Below are 18,371 nucleotides of genomic sequence, written 5' to 3'. Positions count from 1 at the left end.
AAGGCCAGAGGGATTCGGGGATCGAAAGGGGCGGCGGCGTCGCCGCCACCGCCCCGGGGGAGGGCCCTGTCTAGGCGCAGGGACTACTGGGGCTGCAGGCCAGGCCGCAACGGGTGAAGCCGGAATACCACGGCAGGCACCAGCAGCATCCGAGGGTTCCGAGGTGTTTGGTGCCGCCTTGGGCACCGCCGACCTCGCTGAGGGTGAGTTCGCTGATCTCGGTGAGTTCCGCTCCGGCGGGGTGTTCCGGTGCGTCCTCGCCGAGTGAGCGACGGTATTCGGGTTCCTTCCAGGAACGTACGACGTCCATGCGTTCTTCTCCTTATCGGATCAGCAGCAGCCGTGGGTGCCCATTTGGCAGCTGCCGCACAGGGTCCCGGTCGGAGAGCAGACGGTGACGGTGAGGGTGACCGTGGTGGTGACGCAGCCCCAGCTGCTGCTTCCACCGGCGACGCCGAAGAGTTCGTCGTCGGTGAGGTCCACCAGGCCCGCCGGGTTGTCCGGGGCGGATTCGCCCAGTTCCCGCCGATATTCGGGGTCTTTCCACGTACGCGTGGATTCCATGATTGCCGACCTCCTTCTGAGGTAAGATCGTTCGGTCACGAGTCCCATAAGGGATCGTGGGAGGGGGATGGACTTCCTCGCAGGATTCAGGTCCATCCCCGTTCATGTCGGCACGCGCCCACCGCGACGAATCGCAGACCAGAGCATGAGCCGACGGGATCCATACTCGGACCCGATCGCATCGGAATTGCATAGGTTTCGCATTGCTTGCATGTCCGGTGGGCATCTGACCCGAGTCGCCGCTGGTGGACGCCCAGAATTGGCGCTCTCGCGCTGTGAATGTCGGGCCGGATGCCGCCGAGCCGGCGCTCGCCCATGCGTGTCCGGGACGATGTGGCCAAAGGCGTCGATCCGGTCGGTGACCGGTCGGTGACCGGTTGCGAGCGCGCGGCCATCGACACCCTCGTCCGCCGCGACTGACGAGACTTGGCCCGGTTGATCGACCGCGGCCGTACGCGGGGCGCTGGTCGGCGTTCAGGCTCGGAAAGCGGCCGATGTCGAGGAAGCGGCCGAACGCGCCGAGACCCTGGGGCTCCAAGCCTTCACATCGCCGGCTACGAGCTCAGCGCAGTGACCACCAGGGCGTGTGTCTGGGCAGCGCAGAGGGCACCGGGCGCATGAGGCGCGCGGCGCGGGAGGGGTGGGGGAGGGGCCGTCGGCGGATCGGGCACGGCCGGCGGGTGGTGCCTTCGGCCGCACGGCGATGGAGCTCGTGCGAAGGGGCTCGGCACGAGCGCTAGTCCAGGCCGAGTTCCTTCTTCAGGCGCGCGACGTGGCCGGTGGCCTTCACGTTGTACTGGGCGAGCTCGACATCGCCCTGCTCGTCGATGACGAACGTCGAGCGGATCACGCCGGTGATCGTGCGGCCGTAGTTCTTCTTCTCGCCCCACGCCCCGTACGCCTCGAGCACCTTGTGCTCGGGGTCGGACAGCAGCGGGAAGGTCAGGCCGTCGCGCTCGACGAACTTCGCGAGGTCCTCGGGCTTGTCGGGGCTGATCCCCAGCACGGCGTAGCCGGCGGCCTGCAGGCTCGCGAGGCTGTCGCGGAAGTCGCAGGCCTCCTTCGTGCAGCCGGGGGTCATCGCGCGCGGATACGCGTAGAGGATGACCTTGCGCCCCTGGAGGCTCGACAGGGTCACCGTGTCACCGGTATCGGTGGCAAGCGTGAAATCAGGTGCTGCTTCACCAGGCTGAAGTCGTACGTTCACAGATCGAAACACTACCGTCCGTACCTGACAATCCCCTGGGAGCTCCCTCGACGGAAGCTGCACGGCCCACGCCTTGACGCGAGCCGGAGATTATTGCAAAATTATGGCAATAGCCCAACGGTGGGTTGTTGATTCCGCAGTCGGCGTCCTGTAGCCAGCACGGCGCCGGCAACCTCCCGGTTGAAAGGCGGCGACGCCCAAGTGTCCGACCTCGCGCTGCACATCTCCAACGGCATCATCGGCATCCCCACATCCCTGGCCTTCGGTCTCGCCGCCGTCATCGCGGTCGGCATCTGCATAGCGGCCTCTCGCCGCGGCCTGGACGACCGGCTCGTGCCGCTCGCCGGGCTCGCCACCGCGTTCATCTTCGCCGCCCAGATGCTCAACTTCCCCGTCCTCCCCGGCGTCTCGGGGCACCTGCTCGGCGGCGCGCTCGCCGCCGCGCTCCTCGGCCCGTGGCTCGGCGCGCTGTGCGTGACCGTCGTGATCGGCGTCCAGGCGCTCCTGTTCGCCGACGGCGGCGTCACCGCCCTCGGCCTGAACGTCATCAACATGGCCGTCATCGCGACCTTCGTCTCCTACGGCGTCATCGCGCTCGCGCTCAAGGTCCTCCCGCGCACCCGCCTCGGACTCACCGTCGCCGTCGTCGCCGCCTCCGTCGTCAGCGTCGTCGCCGCCTCGGCGGGGTTCCTCCTCCAGTTCTGGATCGGCGGCGAACCGATCGGCGAGTCGTTCGCCTCCGTCGCCGCCGCGATCCTGTCCGTCCACGCGCTCATCGGCATCGGCGAGGGCGTCATCACCGCCGCCGCGGTCGTCGCCGTCGCGCTCGCCCGCCCCGACCTCGTCCACGCCCTCAGAGGCACCCGCCTCACCGAGACCGGGCATGCCCTCAAGGAGACCGCCTAGACCATGAAGACCTCACGCTTCGTCCTCTTCGGCGCGCTGGTCGCCCTCGTCCTCGGCGGCGGCGTCGCGCTGTTCGCCTCCTCCTCGCCCGACGGCCTCGAATCGGTCATGCTCGAGGGCTGCCGCACCAGCGCCGACGGCGAGATCACCGGCGGCGAATGCACCGCCCAGCGGGCCGGCGAGCACGAGATCGGCGGGCCCCTGGCCGACTACGGCCTGTCCTTCGTCGGCTCGGAGACCCTCGGCGGCTCGCTCGCCGGCATCATCGGCGTCCTGCTCGTGTTCGGCCTGGCCACCGGCCTGTTCTGGCTCCTCGCGCGCGGCAACCGCCCCGCCGGGCCCACCGGCGAGGGTGCGTGAACGCCTCCGAAGGGCTCTTCCGGCCCGGCCGGACGCCGCTCCACCGGCTCGCCCCGCAGGCCAAACTGGTGGCGCTCGTCGCGCTCACCTTCGCCGTCGTCGCCACCCCGAGAGAGGCCGTGTGGGCCTTCGGGGTCTACGCCGCGCTCCTGGCGGCGCTGTTCGCGCTCGCGCGCGTGCCGGCCGGCTGGGTCGCCTCGCGCAGCCTCATCGAAACGCCGTTCGTGCTGCTGGCGTTCGCATTCCCGTTCATGACCGGCGGCGAGACCGTCCACTGGGGATTGTTCGAGCTGTCGGTCGAGGGACTGTGGGCCGGATGGAACCTCATCGCCAAGGCCACCCTCGGCGTCTGGGCCGCGCTCCTGCTGGGCGCCACCACGCCCGTGGCCGACCTCCTCGCCGGCCTCTCGCGGCTGCGCTGCCCCGAGATCCTCCTGCAGATCACCGCCTTCGCCATCCGCTACGCCCACCTGACCGTCGCCGAGACCGTCCAGATGCGGCGCGCCCGCCTCGCCCGCTGCGACGACCCGAGGTTCCTGTGGCAGGCCGGCGCGATCGCCCGCAGCCTCGGCGTCGTCTTCATCCGCTCCTACGAACGCGGCGAACGCGTCTGGCACGCCATGTCCGCCCGCGGCTACAGCGGGCGCCTCCCGCTCGACGTCAGCCCCGCCGGCGCGGGCATCGGCCAGTGGAGCGCCGCCATGGCCGCCCCCGCCATCACCGCGGGCATCGCCGTCTGGACGGCGGTGGGCGCATGACCGCCCTCAAGGTGACCGGCCTGCGCCACGTCTACCCCGACGGCCACCGCGCCCTCGACGGGGTCGACCTCGACCTCCACGACGGCGAGCGCGTCGCCGTCCTCGGCCCCAACGGCGCCGGGAAGACCACGCTCATGCTCCACCTCGTCGGGCTCCTCGACGCCACCGAAGGCACCGTCACCGTCGGCGGCCTCCAGATGTCCAAGCAGACCCTCGCGGAGATCCGCCGCCGCGTCGGCATCGTCTTCCAGAGCCCCGACGACCAGCTGTTCATGCCCACCGTCGCCGACGACGTCGGCTTCGGCCCGGCCAACCTCGGCCTCAAGGGCGCCGAGCTCAAAGCGCGCGTCGACGCCGCGCTCGCCGACGTCGGACTCACCGATCTCGCCGCCCGCCCGCCGCACCACCTCTCGGTGGGCCAGCAGCGGCGCGCCGCGCTCGCGGGGGTCCTCGCGATGCGGCCCGAGATCGTCGTGCTCGACGAGCCGAGCGCGAACCTCGACCCGGCCAGCCGCCGCGAGCTCGCCGCCATCCTGCGCGAGACCGCCCCGACGCTGCTCCTGGTCACCCACGACCTGCCGTACGCGCTGCAGCTGTGCGAGCGGGCCGTCGTGCTCGACGCCGGCCGCATCGTCGCCGACGCCCCCACCGGCGAGATCCTCGCCGATGCCGACCTGCTGGAGCGGCACCGGCTCGAGCTGCCGTTCGGCTTCTCCCTGGAGGCCGCGCTGGCCGCCAAGAGGTGAATCAGGAGGCGTTCGCGATCGCCGCTTCGACCTGCGAGTCGAAGTCCGCCGGCTCGACGGTCTCGCCATCGACTTTCACGGTGGGCGTGCCGTTCACGCCCTGCTCGTTCGTGGCCGATTCGGTGCCCTCGCGGACCCAGCCCATGTAGGTCTCGTCGGCGACGCACTGCTTCCACTCCGCGCCGAGCCCCATGTCGGCGCCGATCCGCGCCAGTTCGGCGTCGGTCAGGCCCGTGGTGTTCTCGGCCGGCTGGTGCTCGTACAGCGCGAGCGTGTAGTCCAGGAACTCCTGCTCGCCGACGTCGGCGGCGCACACGGCCGCCGCGGCGGCCCGCGAGGAGTACTCGGTGCCCTGCGAGAGGCGGTCGAGGATCGCGATCGGGTGATAATGGACGGTGACCGAGCCCGCGTCGATCCACGACTGGATGTCCTCGGCGTAGGCCGACTCGAACTGATTGCACGCCGGGCACATGTAGTCGATGTAGACGTCCACCTGCGTCGGGCCCGAGCCGAGCTGCACCGCGTAGTCGTCGGACGTGGTCGCCGTCGGGGCGTTCACCTCGTACTCGGGCTCCCGGTTCATCCAGATGCCGAGACCGAGGAGCCCGCCGATGAGGACCACCGCCCCGCCGATCGCGACTCCGAACAGGATCTTCTTGCGCCGGGCCTCGGCCGCCTGCCGCTTCCTCAGGGCCTCCGCGGCCTGCCTGCGCTCCGACTTCCCCATGTCGACTCAACGCCCCTCTCACACCATCGGTCGATTTGCGAGGCGGACTCGAGTAGTCTCAGCTTCGATGTCTCGCCTACACCCGCTCCGCCTCGCCTGGCTGCCTCTCGCAGCGGCGGTTCTCGGCGCGCTGTGGGCCTCGCCCGCCAACGCGCACGCCCTCGCCACTGGAACCGACCCGGCCTCGGACGAAGTCCTCGACTCGCCTCCGGGCGAGGTCGTCGTCGAGTTCAACGAGCCAGTCACCCCCGTGGACGCGGCCACCGGCGTCGTAGCTCCCGATGGTGACCGAGCCGACACCGGCATCGTCGAGACGGGCGACGACACCACCGTCGTCATCGGCCTCGACGCCCAGCAGGAGGGCACCTACCTCGTCGGGTACCGCGTCGTCTCCCACGACGGACACCCCGTCTCCGGCACCTTCACGTTCTCCGTCGGCACCGAGACCGAGCCGCCCAGCGCCGACGCGCTCGCCGCCGAGACCGACCCTCTCGTCCAAGGCCTGCTGTACGCCGAGCGCGGCGTCGGCTACGCCGGGCTCGCGCTCGCCCTCGGCACCGGCGTCCTCCTCGCGGTCGGAGCCCGGCCCCGGCACTTCGGCGCACGGCTCGTCGCCGTCGGACTCAGCGCCGTCGCCATCAGCGCCGTCGCGGGCATCGTCCTCCAGGCCGCCTACGAATCCGGCGTCGCCGTCTCAGCGCTCGACGCGGCCGCGCTCCAGTCGGTCATGGAGTCGAACGTCGGCCTCGCCGCACTGCTGCGGCTGCTCGTCGTGCTCCTGGCGATGCCCCTGCTGCGGGCGCTGATCACCACGGACCGGCCCGGCACTCCGGCGCTGGCCGGACTCGCGGGCGTCGGGCTCGCGCTCACCGCCACCTGGCCCCTCGCGGGGCACCCGATGGCCACCGAGCCCGTCGTCGCCGCCTTCGCCGCCGACTGGCTCCACGCCGCCGCGGGCCTCACCTGGGCCGGCGGTGTCGCCGCCCTGCTCGTCCTCGCGATCAAGTCGGAGGGCGAGGTGCCCCCTCGCGCCCGCGAGTTCTGGGTCGCCCTCGTGCCGTGGCTCATGGCGGTCATCATCGTCGCCGGTCTCTCCAGCGCGCTGCTCCACATCGACTCCTTCGAAGCCCTCACCGACACCACCTACGGGCGCCTCGTCGTGCTCAAGGCCGCGATCCTCGTCGTCATCGTCGCCGTCGGGCTGGGCACCCGCCGGGCGCTCCTGCGCGGCACCGAGGGCCGCACGGCGCTGCGGCGCCTCGCCGGCGCCGAAGTGGCGCTGGCGGCGGCCGTCCTCGCCGCCGTGGTGGTGCTGGTGCAGGTCGTCCCGGCGAAGACCGCGCTGCTGGAGAGCGAGGCGACGACCGTGGAGTCCACCGGGGTCGCCGGGGCGATCTCGACCGACATGTACACCGGTCAGGTGGTCCTCGAGCCGGGCCGGCCGGGTCCGAACTCGGTGCGGATCATCGTGTGGGACCTCGCGGGGCAGCCCTTCGACGTCGCCGAGTGGGAGGCCCTCTGGGGGCTCGAAGGCGCCGAGCCCGACACGCTCAGGCTCATCGAGTTGCGGACCGGCATCCTCGGCGGTGAGGTGAGCCTGCCGGAGGCCGGACGCTACATCTTCACCGTCACGCTCACCGACGCCGAGGGCCGCGGCCACACGGCCGAGGTCGCCATCGACGTCTCGTTACCAGTCGCCGAAGGCCGCCCGGGCGTTCTCGGACAGCTGCACGCACCACTTCTCGAGGTCCCGACCGAGGTGGTCGGCGAGGAATCGGGCGGTGTAGTTCGTCAGCGCCGGATGGTTGCGGTGCCCGCGGACCGGCATCGGCGCCATGAACGGGGCGTCGGTCTCGACCAGGATCAGCTCCGCGGGGGCCACCGAGGCCGCGCCGCGCAGCGCCTCGGCGTTCTTGAACGTCACGTTCCCCGCGAAGCTCATGTAGAACCCGCGCCTGGCGCATTCGTTGGCGAACGCGAAGTCGCCTGAGAAGCAGTGCATGACGACCCGGTCCGGCGCGCCTTGTTCATCCAGGATGGACAGGACGTCGGCGTGGGCGTCGCGGTCGTGGATCATCAGGGCCTTGCCGCGGCGCTTGGCGATCTCGATGTGGGCGCGGAACGAGGCGTGTTGGGCGGCCTGCCCGCTCTCGTCGGTGCGGAAGTAGTCCAGGCCGGTCTCACCGAGCGCCGCGACCCGCTCGTGCGCGGCGATCGCGTCGACGGCGGCGAGGGCGCCGTCGAGGTCGGCCAGCATCGGGGCCTCGTTGGGGTGCAGCGCGGCGGCGGCCAGGACCCGGCCGTCGGCCCCGGCGAGGTCCGCGGCCCAGCGGGAGGAGGCGACATCGGTGCCGACCTGCATCAACCTGGCGACGCCCACCGAGGCGGCCTGGTCGATGAGTGCGCGGATCTCCTCGCTCGCCGGCTCGGGCGTGACCGCCTCGTCCGCGGGGTAGCCGGATCCGACGATGTCGAGGTGCGTGTGGCTGTCGGCGATCGGAGCCGGGAGGGGCTCGGGCAATGGCGCTGGATCGGGTCTGTACACGCCTCAACCATGCCACGTCGCGCCGCGAGCACCGTCGGGTATCCCGTCTTACCGCAGCTAGAGAGCGGTGCGGCTCACTCCGTAACAGCAACTTCACATTGCCGACATGTGAACCTGACAGCCGGAGCCTACGTTGGCGCTCAGCCGTACACCGGCCGTCGACGCGCACCCGCCGCGCCGTCTTCGGCGGCAGCGGTGTCGCACCGCGCCAGACGTCCTCCCGCCCCCAGCGTCGAATCGAGCCGCCCATGACACGTGACCTCGCGTCCCGTCGGAACCGAGCCGCGGCGCTCCAGCAACGCCTGGCCTCCGCCGAGCCGTCCCCGCAGCTCCGGCTGGTCACCGTGGAGTGGCAGGGCGAGAAGTACCCCGCCGCGCCGTTCGCCGACGGGGCGGCCTGGGAGCTGTTCTCGGCGCTGCCGCGACCCGACTTCGTCCCCAACCCGCGGCAGGGCACCGACTATCCGCACCGCTGGTTCGTGTCGGCCGCCGAGGTGCTGCGCGACGGCATCCCGGTCGGCGTCGGCGACGAGCGGTCCCTGATGGTGCCGCTCGCTCCGGGACTCGACCTGGAGTACGTGCGGCGCCTCACCCAGACCCCGCACCTGGACCCGGCCGCGCGCCTCCTGCTCGACCGCGTGCGGCAGTCCTCGCCGCTGGCCGCAGGCGAGCTCATGGAGCGGCCGATGACGGCCCCGCAGATCGCGCGGCTGCTGGAGACCGCCGCCGTCCCGGGCGGCTTCTGCTACCGCCGCAGGGACGTCGCGCACCTGCGCACGCCGTCCTCGCGGAGCGTCCTCGGCGGCGAGACCGAACCGGGGGACCGGTGGGTGTTCGCGCTGCGCTGGGCGGTGGCCGACCCCGGCGACTACGACGCGCCGGTCGCGCCCGAGTACGAAGGGCTGACGGCGATGCCGTCGTCGGACCGGCGCGGGATGCCGGTGCTCGGCACCGGTTTCGCGCTCTCGGCGGGGCACCTGCTGCCCGAGTACGTCACCGCCGACCTGGTCGACCTGCCGCTGCCCGAAGGCGCGCAGATGGTCGCCTACGACCAGAACGGCTCGGTGATCGAGCTGTTCGCCTACTCGGGGCGGCAGTGGGCGCCGCTCACCGCCGAGGGCGTCGTCGACGTCCCCGGCGTCGAGCTCGGCCGGCCGGCGCCGGTGCGGCGCATCCTCAGGGAGCCCACGAGGGTGGTGTGGAACGGCGAGCCCGGCTCACTGGTCGACGCCGATGAGGAATGGGGCCGCTTCCGGCTCTCGAGGCCGGGCCCGGAGGCGCTCTCGCGCACCGGCGTTGAAGCCGTCCGGCGCGGCGTCTACGAGAAGTGGGTCGCGCGAGCCGAACTCACTCAGCTCGGCTGAACCCGTACGCCGCACCGGGCATACCGGACCATGTACGTCCTACTTCGCGCAATGTCCGGCGCGCGCTCAGCGCACTCGCCCGGCACGACAACGGTCCCGAGCCGCTCCGGACCGGGACCGTTCTCGTTCGTCCGCTAGCTGTGCAGCCGCTCGATCTCCTCGTCCACGATCGACGGGTCGAGCTTGGTGAAGATCGGCACCGGCTTGTCCAGCGGCGTGCCCGCCTGGATCGGCACCGACTCCCACTTCGGGACGTCCGAGTAGTCGCCGGTCAGGATCGGGTACGTGCCCTCGGTCGCCCCGCCCTCGTCGAGGTCGACGACCTCCTCGATGCGCGGCATCGGCGCGAAGACGCCCTCGCCGCCGAGCAGCTCGTGGACCTGCTGCGAGGAGTGCGGCAGGAACGGGCTCATGATCGTCTTCAGGTCGCTCACGGCCTGGAGGACCGTGTGCAGGACGGTGCCCTGCCGCTTGGGATCCTCCTTGAGCTTCCACGGCGCGGTGTCGGCCAGGTACTTGTTGGCCGCCGCCACCGTCTTCATCGCCTCGCCGATAGCGGCGCGGATCTTGTTGGCGCCGATGAGGTCGCCGACCGTGTCGAACGCCTCGCCGGTCGCCGCGAGCAGCTCGGTGTCGACCGGCTCCAGCTCTCCGGCCTCGGGGATGCCCCCGAAGTTCTTCGCGGCCATGGCGACCGAGCGGTTCACCAGGTTGCCCCAGCCGGCCACGAGCTCGTCATTGTTGCGGCGCAGGAACTCCGCCCACGTGAAGTCCGAGTCCTGGTTCTCCGGTCCCGCCGCGCAGATGTAGTACCGAAGCGCGTCGGGCGAATAGCGCTCCAGGAAGTCCCGCACGTAGATCACCACGCGACGCGAGGAGGAGAACTGCCTGCCCTCCATCGTCAGGAACTCCGAGGAGACCACCTCGGTCGGCAGGTCGAGCCTCCCGAGCGAGCCGGGCTCACCGCCGGCGGCGCCCTCGCCGTTGTTGCCCAAGAGCATCGCCGGCCAGATCTCGGAGTGGAAGACGATGTTGTCCTTGCCCATGAAGTAGTACGAGACCGCCTCCGGGTTCGACCACCACTGCCGCCACTTCTCGGGCTCACCGAGCCGCCGCGCCCACTCGATCGACGCCGACAGGTAGCCGACGACGGCGTCGAACCACACGTACAGGCGCTTGTCGGTCCGGTCCTTCCAGCCTTCGAGCGGGATCGGCACGCCCCAGTCCAGGTCGCGCGAGATCGGCCGCGGCTGGATGTCCTCGAGCAGGTTCTTGGAGAACTTGACGACGTTGGTGCGCCACCCCGTCCGCGTGTCGAGCCACGCGTTCAGCGCCTCGGCGAACGCCGGCAGGTCCAGGAAGAAATGGTCCTCCTCGACGAACTTCGGGGTCTCGCCGTTGATGCGCGATTTCGGCTCGACCAGGTCGATCGGGTCGAGCTGCCGGCCGCAGTTGTCGCACTGGTCGCCCCGCGCCGACGTGAAGCCGCAATGCGGGCACGTGCCCTCGATGTAGCGGTCCGGCAGCGTCCGGCCGGTCGACGGGCTGATCGCCCCCAGCGTCTTCTTCTGCAGGATGTAGCCGTTGTCGTAGAGCGTCGTGAACAGCTCCTGGACGGTCTTGTAGTGGTTCCCCGTCGTCGTCCGCGTGAACAGGTCGTACGACAGGCCCAGCGCCTCCAGGTCCTCGACGATGACCCGGTTGTACTTCGCGGCGGCCTCGCCCGGCCGCAGGCCCTCGGCGTCGGCCTGCACCAGGATCGGAGTGCCGTGCTCGTCGGTCCCGGAGACCATGAGCACCTCGTGACCGCGCATGCGCATGTAGCGGGCGAAGACGTCGGCGGGAACCCCGAAACCTGCTACATGTCCGATGTGGCGGGGGCCGTTGGCGTAAGGCCAGGCCAGCGCGGTCAATACGTGAGTCATGCGCCCCATGATAGAGGCCTCTCGGGGGCCGCTCCACAGCTCCGGGCCCCGGCCGGGTCCACCGACACGGCGAGTCTTCCGCGATTGCGCCTGCGGGCGCGGTTTCGGTGGTGCAATACCGGTATGTCCAGAACTCGCCGCGCGGCCGAACCCGGGGCCGACATCGCCGCCCGACCCGAGGCCCAGTGGAGTCCCATCGGCTCCCAGACCGACGGCATGGACGCGATCCGCGCGGTGTGGGAACGGGCCGCCGACACCGAGCGGCGCCGGGCCAAGCCCGGGCCGTCTCGCCCCCGCGAGCCCAAGCGCCTTGCCGGATCGCTCGTCGGCATCCTCGTGTGCGCGTGCCTGCTCATGTTCTTCGCGTGGGTGAGCGCCCCGGCCCTGTGGATGACGATGGGCCACGGCGACTCCGGGACCGTCACGGTCACCTCCTGCTCGGGCGGTTTCGCGCCCGGCTGCAAGGGCGTGTTCGCGACCGACGACTGGTCGAAGGAGCTGCGCCTGACCGGCGCGGTCACCGAGGCCGACATCGGCGCCGAGCTGGACGCCCGCGCCACCGGCCCCGACACCTCCAGCGCCTACGTCGGGGACGCCTACGGGCTCCTGCTGCGCTGGGCGCCGGCCGTCTTCCTCTACATGTGCTGCGGCTTCGCGCTCGTCGTCGCCAGCGGCGCCACCCGCCTCTACGAGGGCCGCGGCGCGGCCATCGGCCTGTGCTGGGCGGCGACCGGCGCGGTCTGGGCCGCCGCCATGGCGTTCGCCTGGTGAGTCCGCCTGCTCCTGTAACCGTGCCCACCGCCGGGGCACTGCCGGTGCGGACGGCGCCGGACGGGTCGTAGAGTGAGACCTGCCCCGGTTTTACGCGTCCATGCCGCCTTCAGGCGCGCCCAAGTGAATTGACCGTACATCCCTGTTCGTAGGGCTCCTCGGGAGACAGCGTGAGTGCATCTTCGAAACCGGTGGCGCAGACCTGGTTCGGACCCATCACCGCCGTGCAGCGACGCGCCATGTTCGCGATCGTGCCGGTGGCGGTCGCGTTCGGTCTCGTCGTCGCCCTGGCGTTCCTGCCGCTCGCGAGCGCTTTCGGCGGCGCCGCGAAGGTCGGTTCCGAGTCCGTGCTCGAACTCCCCGAGGACCTGGTCCTGCCGCCGGCGCCCGAATCCTCGACCCTGTACGCCGACGACGGCGAGACCGTGATCGCCACGTTCGGCGACCAGTACCGGGTGCAGCTGGAGTACGACCAGCTCCCCGAGTCGGTCAAGAACGCGCTGGTCGCCACCGAAGACGCGAACTTCTACGAGCACAACGGCGTCGACCCCGAGGGCATCATGCGGGCCCTGGTCACCAACGTCGCGGCCGGCGAGACCACCGAGGGCGCCTCGACGATCACCATGCAGTACGTGCGACAGGTGTTGTCGTACACCGCGACGAGCCCCGAGGAGGTCGCCGCGGCCTCGGAGGTCACCGTCGAACGCAAGGTCCAGGAGATGGGCTACGCGCTGGCGCTGGAGGAGGAGATGCCCAAGGAGGACATCCTCACCAACTACCTCAACACCGTCTACTTCGGCCACGGCGCCTACGGGATCGGCGCGGCCGCGCAGGTCTACTACGGCACGACGCCCTCGGAGCTGACCGTCGCGCAGGCGGCGATGCTCGTGGGCCTGGTGCAGTCGCCGAGCGCCTACGACCCGATCGACGGCTCCTCCGAGGCCGCCATGGCCCGCCGCAACCACGTCCTCAACCGGATGGTGGCCACCGGTTTCCTCACCGAGGCCCAGGGCGATGAGGCCAAGGCCGAGGAACTGAGTTTGAACCCCCAGAACGCCAACAACACCTCCGGTGGCGCGATCGACTCCGAGTACGGCTTCTTCGTCGACTACTTCGAGCAGTGGTGGGAGCAGCAGGCCGACTTCGGCGACAGCCCCGACGAGCGCAAGGCCCGGCTCTACCGCGGCGGTTACGAGATCGTCTCGACCCTCGACGTCCAGCTCCAGGAAGCCGCCGAGGACGCCATCGAGGAGGAGCTGGAGACCGGCTCGGAGTTCGCGCTCGGCTCGGTCGTCCTGGAGGCCGGCACCGGCGCGGTCCAGGTGATGGCCGTCAACCGCAACTTCTCCAACGACATCTCCGACAACGGCCCCAACACCTCAGGGCCGGGCCAGGGCACCTACCCGAACACGACCAACCCGCTGCTCACCGGCAACGCGGCCGTGCCCGGCTACCAGGCGGGCTCGTCGTTCAAGCTGTTCACGATGCTCGCGGCCCTCGAGGCGGGGATGCCGCTGTCGACGACGATCTACTCGCCGTACCAGTACACCTCGCAGTACGTCGTCGGTGACGGCGTGGCCTCGTGCGGGAACTACTGGTGCCCGAAGAACGCCTCGGAATCGGAGGTCGGCAACTACAACATGTGGACCGGCTTCGGCGAATCGGTGAACACCTACTTCGTGCAGCTCGTCGAGCGTGTGGGCGCCGACAAGGCCATCGAGATGGCCAAGCGTCTCGGCCTGGAGTTCCACAACGCCGAGGACCTCAGCCTCACCACCGGCGAGCGGGCCGAGGGCTTCGGGCCGTTCACCCTCGGCGTCACCCAGAACACGCCGATGGAGATGGCCGCCGCCTACGCCACGCTCCCGGCCGACGGCCTGCACTGCGAGCCGATCCCGGTGACCTCGGCGATCACCGGCACCGGCTCCACGATCGAGTTCGCGACCACGTGCGACCAGGTCATCGAACCGGAGGTGGCGCGCGCCGCCGTCGACGCGGCCCGCTGCCCCACGGGCTACGGCGCCGCGGAAGGCGACTGCACGTGGGGCACCGCCGAGCAGGTCGGCGAGGCGGTCGACGGGCCGGTCGCCGGCAAGACCGGCACCACCGACGAGAACTCCACGAACTGGTTCATCGGCTTCACGCCGAACGCCGCCGCCGCGTCGTTCATCGCCGACCCCGACGGCCCGAACAACTACGTCGGCGCCTCGAACCTCGGCAAGCCCGCCAACGCGGTCGCCGACATCCTCGCCACCCAGTGGGAGCTCAACGGCGAGGGGGACTTCATCCCGCCGACCGAACTGGTGAACTGACGGGTGTGTCCCGTGCCCTAGACTCACCCCGGTGAGCGCCACCGCCGTCCGGCCCGCAGAGCCGCCCGCCTCCTGGCGGCCGAGCCTGCCCTCAGGGCCGCTCCCCAGCGTCAGGGCACGGCTCGAGAGTCGCCTGCCCGACGACCGCCGCCGCGCACTGCTCGTCACCCTCGGCGTCACCGCGATCGCCGCGGTACTGCGGCTCATCGGACTGAACCACCCCAAGGGCCTGGTCTTCGACGAGGTCTACTACGCCCAGGACGCCCACGCGCTGCTCGCGCACGGCGTCGAATGGGACGCCGCCTCGGACGGGTCGGCCTATGTGGCCCATCCGCCGTTCGGCAAGTGGCTCATCGCCGCCGGCGAGGCCGCGTTCGGCTTCGACGAGGTCGGCTGGCGCATCGCCGCCGTGGCGGCCGGCGTCGCGGGCGTCGCGATCCTGGTGCGCCTCATGCGCCGCCTGACCGGCTCGACACTGCTCGGCGGCACCGCGGGGCTCCTGCTCGCCGTCGAGGGCAGCCACTTCGTGCTCTCGCGGGCGTCGCTGCTCGACATCTTCCTGGCGACGCTCATCCTCGCGGCGATGTACTGCCTGGTGCGCGACCGGGACTGGCGCCGGGCCGGCTGGCTGGCCGCCATCGACGACGGTCTCGATCCGCTGCGCGAACGGCCGAGACTCGGCGTGTCGCCCTGGCGCGTGGCGGCGGCGGTGCTGCTCGGACTCGCCATGGCCACCAAGTGGAGCGCGCTGTGGTACATCATCCTGTGCATCGTGCTCTTCGTCGTCTGGGACTGGCGGCTGCGCGTCGACGCCGGAGCCCGCAAGCCCCTGCGCGACACCGTCATCTACGAGTTCGGCCAGAACCTGTGGTTCGGACTGTCGGCCATCGGCACCTACCTGGCGACGTGGACCGGCTGGTTCGCCAACGACACGGGCTCCTACCGGCATTGGCTGGCCGACAACGGGCACAGCGAGCCGCCGGTGATCGGCGCGCTGGTGAACTGGTACCAGTACCACCTGAGCGTCTATGAGTTCCACTCGAACCTGGACTCGGAGCACTCCTACCAGTCGGTGCCGTTCGAGTGGCTGTTCAACCTGCGGCCGGTGGTCTTCTACTGGGGCTCGGACGTGCCGTGCGGGGCCGACCGGTGCGCCGCCGAGATCCTCCTGCTGGGCACGCCGCTGCTGTGGTGGGCGTTCGTGCCGGCGACCGTGGCGGTGCTCGCTTGGGCGCTGTTCAAGCGCGACTGGCGGGCCTGGTTCCTTCTCGCGGGCATCGGCGCGGGCATTCTGCCGTGGTTCGCCTACCCCGACCGGACGATGTTCTTCTTCTACGCCGCCCCGGCCGTGCCCTTCTTCATCGGCGCGGTCACCTGGTGCTTGGGCATGATCATCGGCCGGCACCGGCCGGGCGGGGCCGCCTCGGGCTCGCCGGAGCGCCGCCTGACCGGCGCGCTCATCGCCGGGGCGTTCATCGCCGTCGTCGTCCTGTGCTTCGCCTACTTCTGGCCGATCTACACCGGCCAGGCCCTTCCCTACGAGGAATGGCGCGCCCGCATGTGGCTCGACTCCTGGATCTGACGGCCCGCCGTCGGCAGGTCGGGCCGAGAGCCGGACCACACTCGGCACCCGCGAAGCGGCTGCGCCCCTGTGCTAGAGTTGTCGGCGCCTGGGGCTTTGGCGCAGTTGGTAGCGCGTCTCGTTCGCAATGAGAAGGTCAGGGGTTCGAATCCCCTAAGCTCCACCACAGGGTTCTGCTAAGAACCCTGACCATGAAGCGACCGCGCACGGCACCCGCCTTCCGGCGGGTGCCGTTTTCGCATTCCCGGCGGTGGTAGTCCCTCAAAGGCGCGCTGCCGCCGCGGTCAGTCCCTATAGGTCGGGCCCTCTCGCCAGCCGTCACTGTGCAGGAAACCTCGCACGGCCCGCCGTCGTCCGGCGTACTCCCGCGCCCCGTCGGCGTACTCCTCCTCGCTCACTACTGGAACGCCCGCCCGGCGCAGCACCGACAAAGGGGGCGCGGAGTGCCCCTGCTCCGCCGAAGTGAAGAACTGGCCCCGGAAGTTCTCCAGTACCTGATCCAGCGCCCTGTCCAAGGGGCCGGTCGCCGCGGGGTCCGGTCGGGCGTCGGGAGCCGCGCCGCCCTCGATCAGCAGCAGGGCGTCGTCCAGGGCGGCGACAGCGCGGGCGGGAGCCTTGCGCGGTGCGGTCGAGTGAAAGTAGTGCACGACGGGGAAGGCCAGGTGCTGCTCGCCCATGCGCAGCAGCGGGGCCGTCAGGGAGACCAGATGCTGCTCGAACATGGAGCTGAAACCGCTCCCGGTCCACCCGCAGGCGATGATCTGCTCGGCATCCTGTCCAAGCGAGTGGATCTGTTCGGCCACCTCGCGTTTGTGGATCACCGCCTGGATCACTTGCACCAGATAGGTTATGGACAAGGTCACCAGGAACAGGCCCGACAGCGACGCGAGGGCGGTGCCCACCTGTGCCCCCGGGGTGCCGGGTGCGTAGTCGCCGAGGCCCAACGTGAAAATCGTGTAGCCGGTGAAGTACACCCGGTCCCAGCCGTCTGCGGGCACGGACGTGTGGGAGTTGACGACGGCCGACTCGTACGCGGTGAACACCAGCAACCACCCGGCCCACAGCAGCATCGTCCAGGCCACGAACGTCGATAGCAGTGTGCAAGTCCCGCTCCACCGCAGCAGCCTCCTGCGCCCGGGTGATCCGGTACCGGCGGCGCGGAAGAGCCGCCACACCCCCTCGGCCACCCGGCCGCTGACCGGACCGGTGGACGTGGCCAGCGACAGCGTGGTGACCACGGCGTCGGCCAACGCGACCACGACCAGGACGCCGCCGAGTATTCCGACCAGCAGACTCATCACACACTCACTTCTTCGTCGTCCGTTCTCCCGCAGGGCTGGGGTGTAGCGGTCGCCGTTCGAAGGGTCTGGCCGATCGTGGTGAGCAACCGGCGAGCGGCCCTCGTCGTCGCCTTCGAACGGCTCGCCGTAGTGAACGTATCGTAATCGGGCGGCGAGATCTGTCCGCCCGTGAATCGGCCGCCGAGGGAGAGGCCCGGGCTGCTTTCTCATGACGGACGGTGATCGCCGCGGTCATCGACACTGTGATCCTGTCCCTACAATGCCTTTTCATCCCATCGGCGTTCGTCTGTATCCAATTGTGTCCGCAGCCTTGTGCGGTTCCGCGCGGATCGTTACCTTTATCCATAAGGAAGGTTTCCTTAAAAAAATTGAGGTGATCCCATGCTTCTTCGACAACGCCGACGGCTGCTGGCGCTGATCGGTGCCTTCGTCCTCGCCGCCTCCCTCGCGGCCGGGCTGCCCTCGCTCACCGCCAACGCCCAGGTCGCCTGCGCGGCCCCGTGGAACAGCGGCTCGGTCTACACCGCCGGAGACGTCGCATCCCACAACGGGCAGAACTGGACCGCTCAGTGGTGGACGCAGGGCGAGACGCCCGGCACCACCGGCGAATGGGGCGTCTGGCGCGACGCCGTGCCGTGCGGCGGCTCCGGCGGCGACCCGGGGGACCCGAGCCCGAGCGGCTTCCTCGTCTCCGAGGCCCAGTTCAACCAGATGTTCCCGAACCGGAACTCCTTCTACACCTATCAAGGGCTCGTCCAGGCCACCTCGTCGTTCCCGGCGTTCACCAACACCGGCAGCGACACCGTCCGGCGCCAGGAGGCCGCGGCGTTCCTCGCCAACATCGCGCACGAGACCGGCGGACTGGTCCACATCGTCGAGCAGAACACCGACAACTACTCCCACTACTGCGAGCCGAGCCGGCCCTTCGGGTGCCCGGCCGGGCAGTCCGCCTACTACGGGCGCGGCCCGATGCAGCTGAGCTGGAACTACAACTACAACGCCGCGGGCAACGCGCTCGGGCTGCCGCTGCTGAACAACCCGTGGCTGGTCGAGCAGAACGCGACCGTGGCCTGGCAGACCGCCCTGTGGTACTGGAACACCCAGAGCGGGCCGGGTTCCATGTCCGGCCACACCGCCATGACCACCGGGGCGGGCTTCGGCGCGACCATTCGCTCCATCAACGGCTCGGTCGAGTGCGACGGCCGCAACCCCGCACAGGTCCAGAGCCGCATCGCCAACTACCAGCGGTACACCCAGATCCTGGGCGTGCCCACCGGCGGCAACCTCAGCTGCTGATCCGACA

At 70.4% G+C, this 18,371-nt stretch carries 16 protein-coding genes, 1 tRNA gene and 1 pseudogene; 11 read left to right on the top strand and 7 right to left on the bottom strand.

Features of this window, described 5'->3' with window-relative positions:
• Positions 1-70 precede the first annotated feature (70 nt).
• The 3 genes from ACYVK3_RS02445 to bcp form a co-directional block, all read right to left on the bottom strand.
• Positions 71-310: a mersacidin/lichenicidin family type 2 lantibiotic gene (locus ACYVK3_RS02445; protein WP_460495668.1), complete on the bottom strand. Its 240-nt coding sequence runs from the start codon at positions 308-310 to the stop codon at positions 71-73.
• 20 nt (positions 311-330) lie between these two features.
• Positions 331-564 (bottom strand): mersacidin/lichenicidin family type 2 lantibiotic, encoded by a 234-nt coding sequence (locus ACYVK3_RS02440; protein ID WP_460495667.1) that lies wholly within the window; start codon positions 562-564, stop codon positions 331-333.
• Between the two features lie 736 nt (positions 565-1,300).
• Positions 1,301-1,771: a thioredoxin-dependent thiol peroxidase gene (gene bcp / locus ACYVK3_RS02435; RefSeq protein WP_460495666.1), complete on the bottom strand. Its 471-nt coding sequence runs from the start codon at positions 1,769-1,771 to the stop codon at positions 1,301-1,303.
• Between the two features lie 201 nt (positions 1,772-1,972).
• Here bcp and ACYVK3_RS02430 point away from each other — a divergent pair, with 201 nt between their 5' ends.
• Genes ACYVK3_RS02430 through ACYVK3_RS02415 form a run of 4 tightly spaced genes read left to right on the top strand, consistent with a single transcriptional unit; the run spans position 1,973 to position 4,541 of the window.
• Positions 1,973-2,677, top strand: a complete 705-nt coding sequence (locus tag ACYVK3_RS02430) for an energy-coupling factor ABC transporter permease (protein WP_460495665.1) — start codon at positions 1,973-1,975, stop codon at positions 2,675-2,677.
• Between the two features lie 3 nt (positions 2,678-2,680).
• Positions 2,681-3,037 carry a PDGLE domain-containing protein gene (locus ACYVK3_RS02425; RefSeq protein ID WP_460495664.1) on the top strand — a complete coding sequence of 119 codons (357 nt, stop codon included), beginning with the start codon at positions 2,681-2,683 and terminating at the stop codon, positions 3,035-3,037.
• Entirely contained in the window at positions 3,034-3,795 is a 762-nt protein-coding gene (cbiQ, locus tag ACYVK3_RS02420) for an energy-coupling factor transporter transmembrane component T family protein (RefSeq protein ID WP_460495663.1), read from the top strand. Before ACYVK3_RS02425 ends, cbiQ begins: the two co-directional genes overlap by 4 nt.
• Entirely contained in the window at positions 3,792-4,541 is a 750-nt protein-coding gene (locus tag ACYVK3_RS02415; protein WP_460495662.1) for an energy-coupling factor ABC transporter ATP-binding protein, read from the top strand. Before cbiQ ends, ACYVK3_RS02415 begins: the two co-directional genes overlap by 4 nt.
• Before the next feature lies 1 nt (position 4,542).
• On the opposite strand, the gene ACYVK3_RS02410 is transcribed toward ACYVK3_RS02415, so the two are convergent.
• Positions 4,543-5,268: a DsbA family protein gene (locus ACYVK3_RS02410; protein ID WP_460495661.1), complete on the bottom strand. Its 726-nt coding sequence runs from the start codon at positions 5,266-5,268 to the stop codon at positions 4,543-4,545.
• Here ACYVK3_RS02410 and ACYVK3_RS02405 point away from each other — a divergent pair.
• Positions 5,153-6,571 (top strand): annotated as a pseudogene (locus ACYVK3_RS02405) (copper resistance CopC/CopD family protein); the annotation flags it as partial. The gene ACYVK3_RS02410 and the pseudogene ACYVK3_RS02405 overlap by 116 nt on opposite strands.
• A gap of 384 nt (positions 6,572-6,955) precedes the next feature.
• Here the strand turns inward: ACYVK3_RS02405 and ACYVK3_RS02400 are convergent.
• Positions 6,956-7,789 (bottom strand): TatD family hydrolase, encoded by an 834-nt coding sequence (locus ACYVK3_RS02400; protein ID WP_460495660.1) that lies wholly within the window; start codon positions 7,787-7,789, stop codon positions 6,956-6,958.
• 272 nt (positions 7,790-8,061) lie between these two features.
• Between ACYVK3_RS02400 and ACYVK3_RS02395 the strand changes: the two genes are divergently transcribed.
• A complete protein-coding gene (locus tag ACYVK3_RS02395; protein ID WP_460495659.1) occupies positions 8,062-9,177 on the top strand; it encodes a hypothetical protein in 1,116 nt (371 codons plus the stop codon).
• 134 nt (positions 9,178-9,311) lie between these two features.
• On the opposite strand, the gene metG is transcribed toward ACYVK3_RS02395, so the two are convergent.
• Complete coding sequence (metG, locus tag ACYVK3_RS02390) at positions 9,312-11,102, bottom strand: methionine--tRNA ligase (protein ID WP_460495658.1); 1,791 nt, start codon at positions 11,100-11,102, stop codon at positions 9,312-9,314.
• Between the two features lie 123 nt (positions 11,103-11,225).
• On the opposite strand from metG, the gene ACYVK3_RS02385 reads away from it, so the two are divergent.
• From ACYVK3_RS02385 to ACYVK3_RS02370, 4 genes are all read left to right on the top strand, one after another.
• Complete coding sequence (locus tag ACYVK3_RS02385) at positions 11,226-11,873, top strand: hypothetical protein (RefSeq protein WP_460495657.1); 648 nt, start codon at positions 11,226-11,228, stop codon at positions 11,871-11,873.
• Between the two features lie 170 nt (positions 11,874-12,043).
• On the top strand, positions 12,044-14,185 hold the full coding sequence (locus tag ACYVK3_RS02380; RefSeq protein ID WP_460495656.1) for a transglycosylase domain-containing protein: 2,142 nt from the start codon (positions 12,044-12,046) through the stop codon (positions 14,183-14,185).
• 31 nt (positions 14,186-14,216) lie between these two features.
• On the top strand, positions 14,217-15,767 hold the full coding sequence (locus ACYVK3_RS02375; RefSeq protein WP_460495655.1) for a dolichyl-phosphate-mannose--protein mannosyltransferase: 1,551 nt from the start codon (positions 14,217-14,219) through the stop codon (positions 15,765-15,767).
• Between the two features lie 90 nt (positions 15,768-15,857).
• A tRNA-Ala gene (locus tag ACYVK3_RS02370) sits at positions 15,858-15,933 on the top strand.
• Positions 15,934-16,051: 118 nt separating this feature from the next.
• Here the strand turns inward: ACYVK3_RS02370 and ACYVK3_RS02365 are convergent.
• Positions 16,052-17,065 (bottom strand): potassium channel family protein, encoded by a 1,014-nt coding sequence (locus ACYVK3_RS02365; RefSeq protein WP_460495654.1) that lies wholly within the window; start codon positions 17,063-17,065, stop codon positions 16,052-16,054.
• 384 nt (positions 17,066-17,449) lie between these two features.
• Here ACYVK3_RS02365 and ACYVK3_RS02360 point away from each other — a divergent pair, with 384 nt between their 5' ends.
• Positions 17,450-18,364: a glycoside hydrolase family 19 protein gene (locus ACYVK3_RS02360; protein WP_460495653.1), complete on the top strand. Its 915-nt coding sequence runs from the start codon at positions 17,450-17,452 to the stop codon at positions 18,362-18,364.
• Positions 18,365-18,371: the final 7 nt, after the last annotated feature.

The sequence above is a fragment of the Glycomyces tarimensis genome, assembly GCF_054776215.1.
Note: the sequence above shows the minus strand (reverse complement) of the source record. Positions and strands in the feature narration are given on the sequence as shown.

Bases quoted from the DNA above. Each gene is read 5' to 3' on its own strand.
- ACYVK3_RS02360 (WP_460495653.1), top strand. From the start codon at position 17,450: ATGCTTCTTCGACAACGCCGACGGCTGCTGGCGCTGATCGGTGCCTTC.
- ACYVK3_RS02410 (WP_460495661.1), bottom strand. From the start codon at position 5,268: ATGGGGAAGTCGGAGCGCAGGCAGGCCGCGGAGGCCCTGAGGAAGCGG.
- ACYVK3_RS02395 (WP_460495659.1), top strand. From the start codon at position 8,062: ATGACACGTGACCTCGCGTCCCGTCGGAACCGAGCCGCGGCGCTCCAG.
- ACYVK3_RS02425 (WP_460495664.1), top strand. From the start codon at position 2,681: ATGAAGACCTCACGCTTCGTCCTCTTCGGCGCGCTGGTCGCCCTCGTC.
- ACYVK3_RS02415 (WP_460495662.1), top strand. From the start codon at position 3,792: ATGACCGCCCTCAAGGTGACCGGCCTGCGCCACGTCTACCCCGACGGC.
- ACYVK3_RS02440 (WP_460495667.1), bottom strand. From the start codon at position 564: ATGGAATCCACGCGTACGTGGAAAGACCCCGAATATCGGCGGGAACTG.
- metG (WP_460495658.1), bottom strand. From the start codon at position 11,102: ATGACTCACGTATTGACCGCGCTGGCCTGGCCTTACGCCAACGGCCCC.
- ACYVK3_RS02365 (WP_460495654.1), bottom strand. From the start codon at position 17,065: ATGAGTCTGCTGGTCGGAATACTCGGCGGCGTCCTGGTCGTGGTCGCG.
- ACYVK3_RS02385 (WP_460495657.1), top strand. From the start codon at position 11,226: ATGTCCAGAACTCGCCGCGCGGCCGAACCCGGGGCCGACATCGCCGCC.
- ACYVK3_RS02445 (WP_460495668.1), bottom strand. From the start codon at position 310: ATGGACGTCGTACGTTCCTGGAAGGAACCCGAATACCGTCGCTCACTC.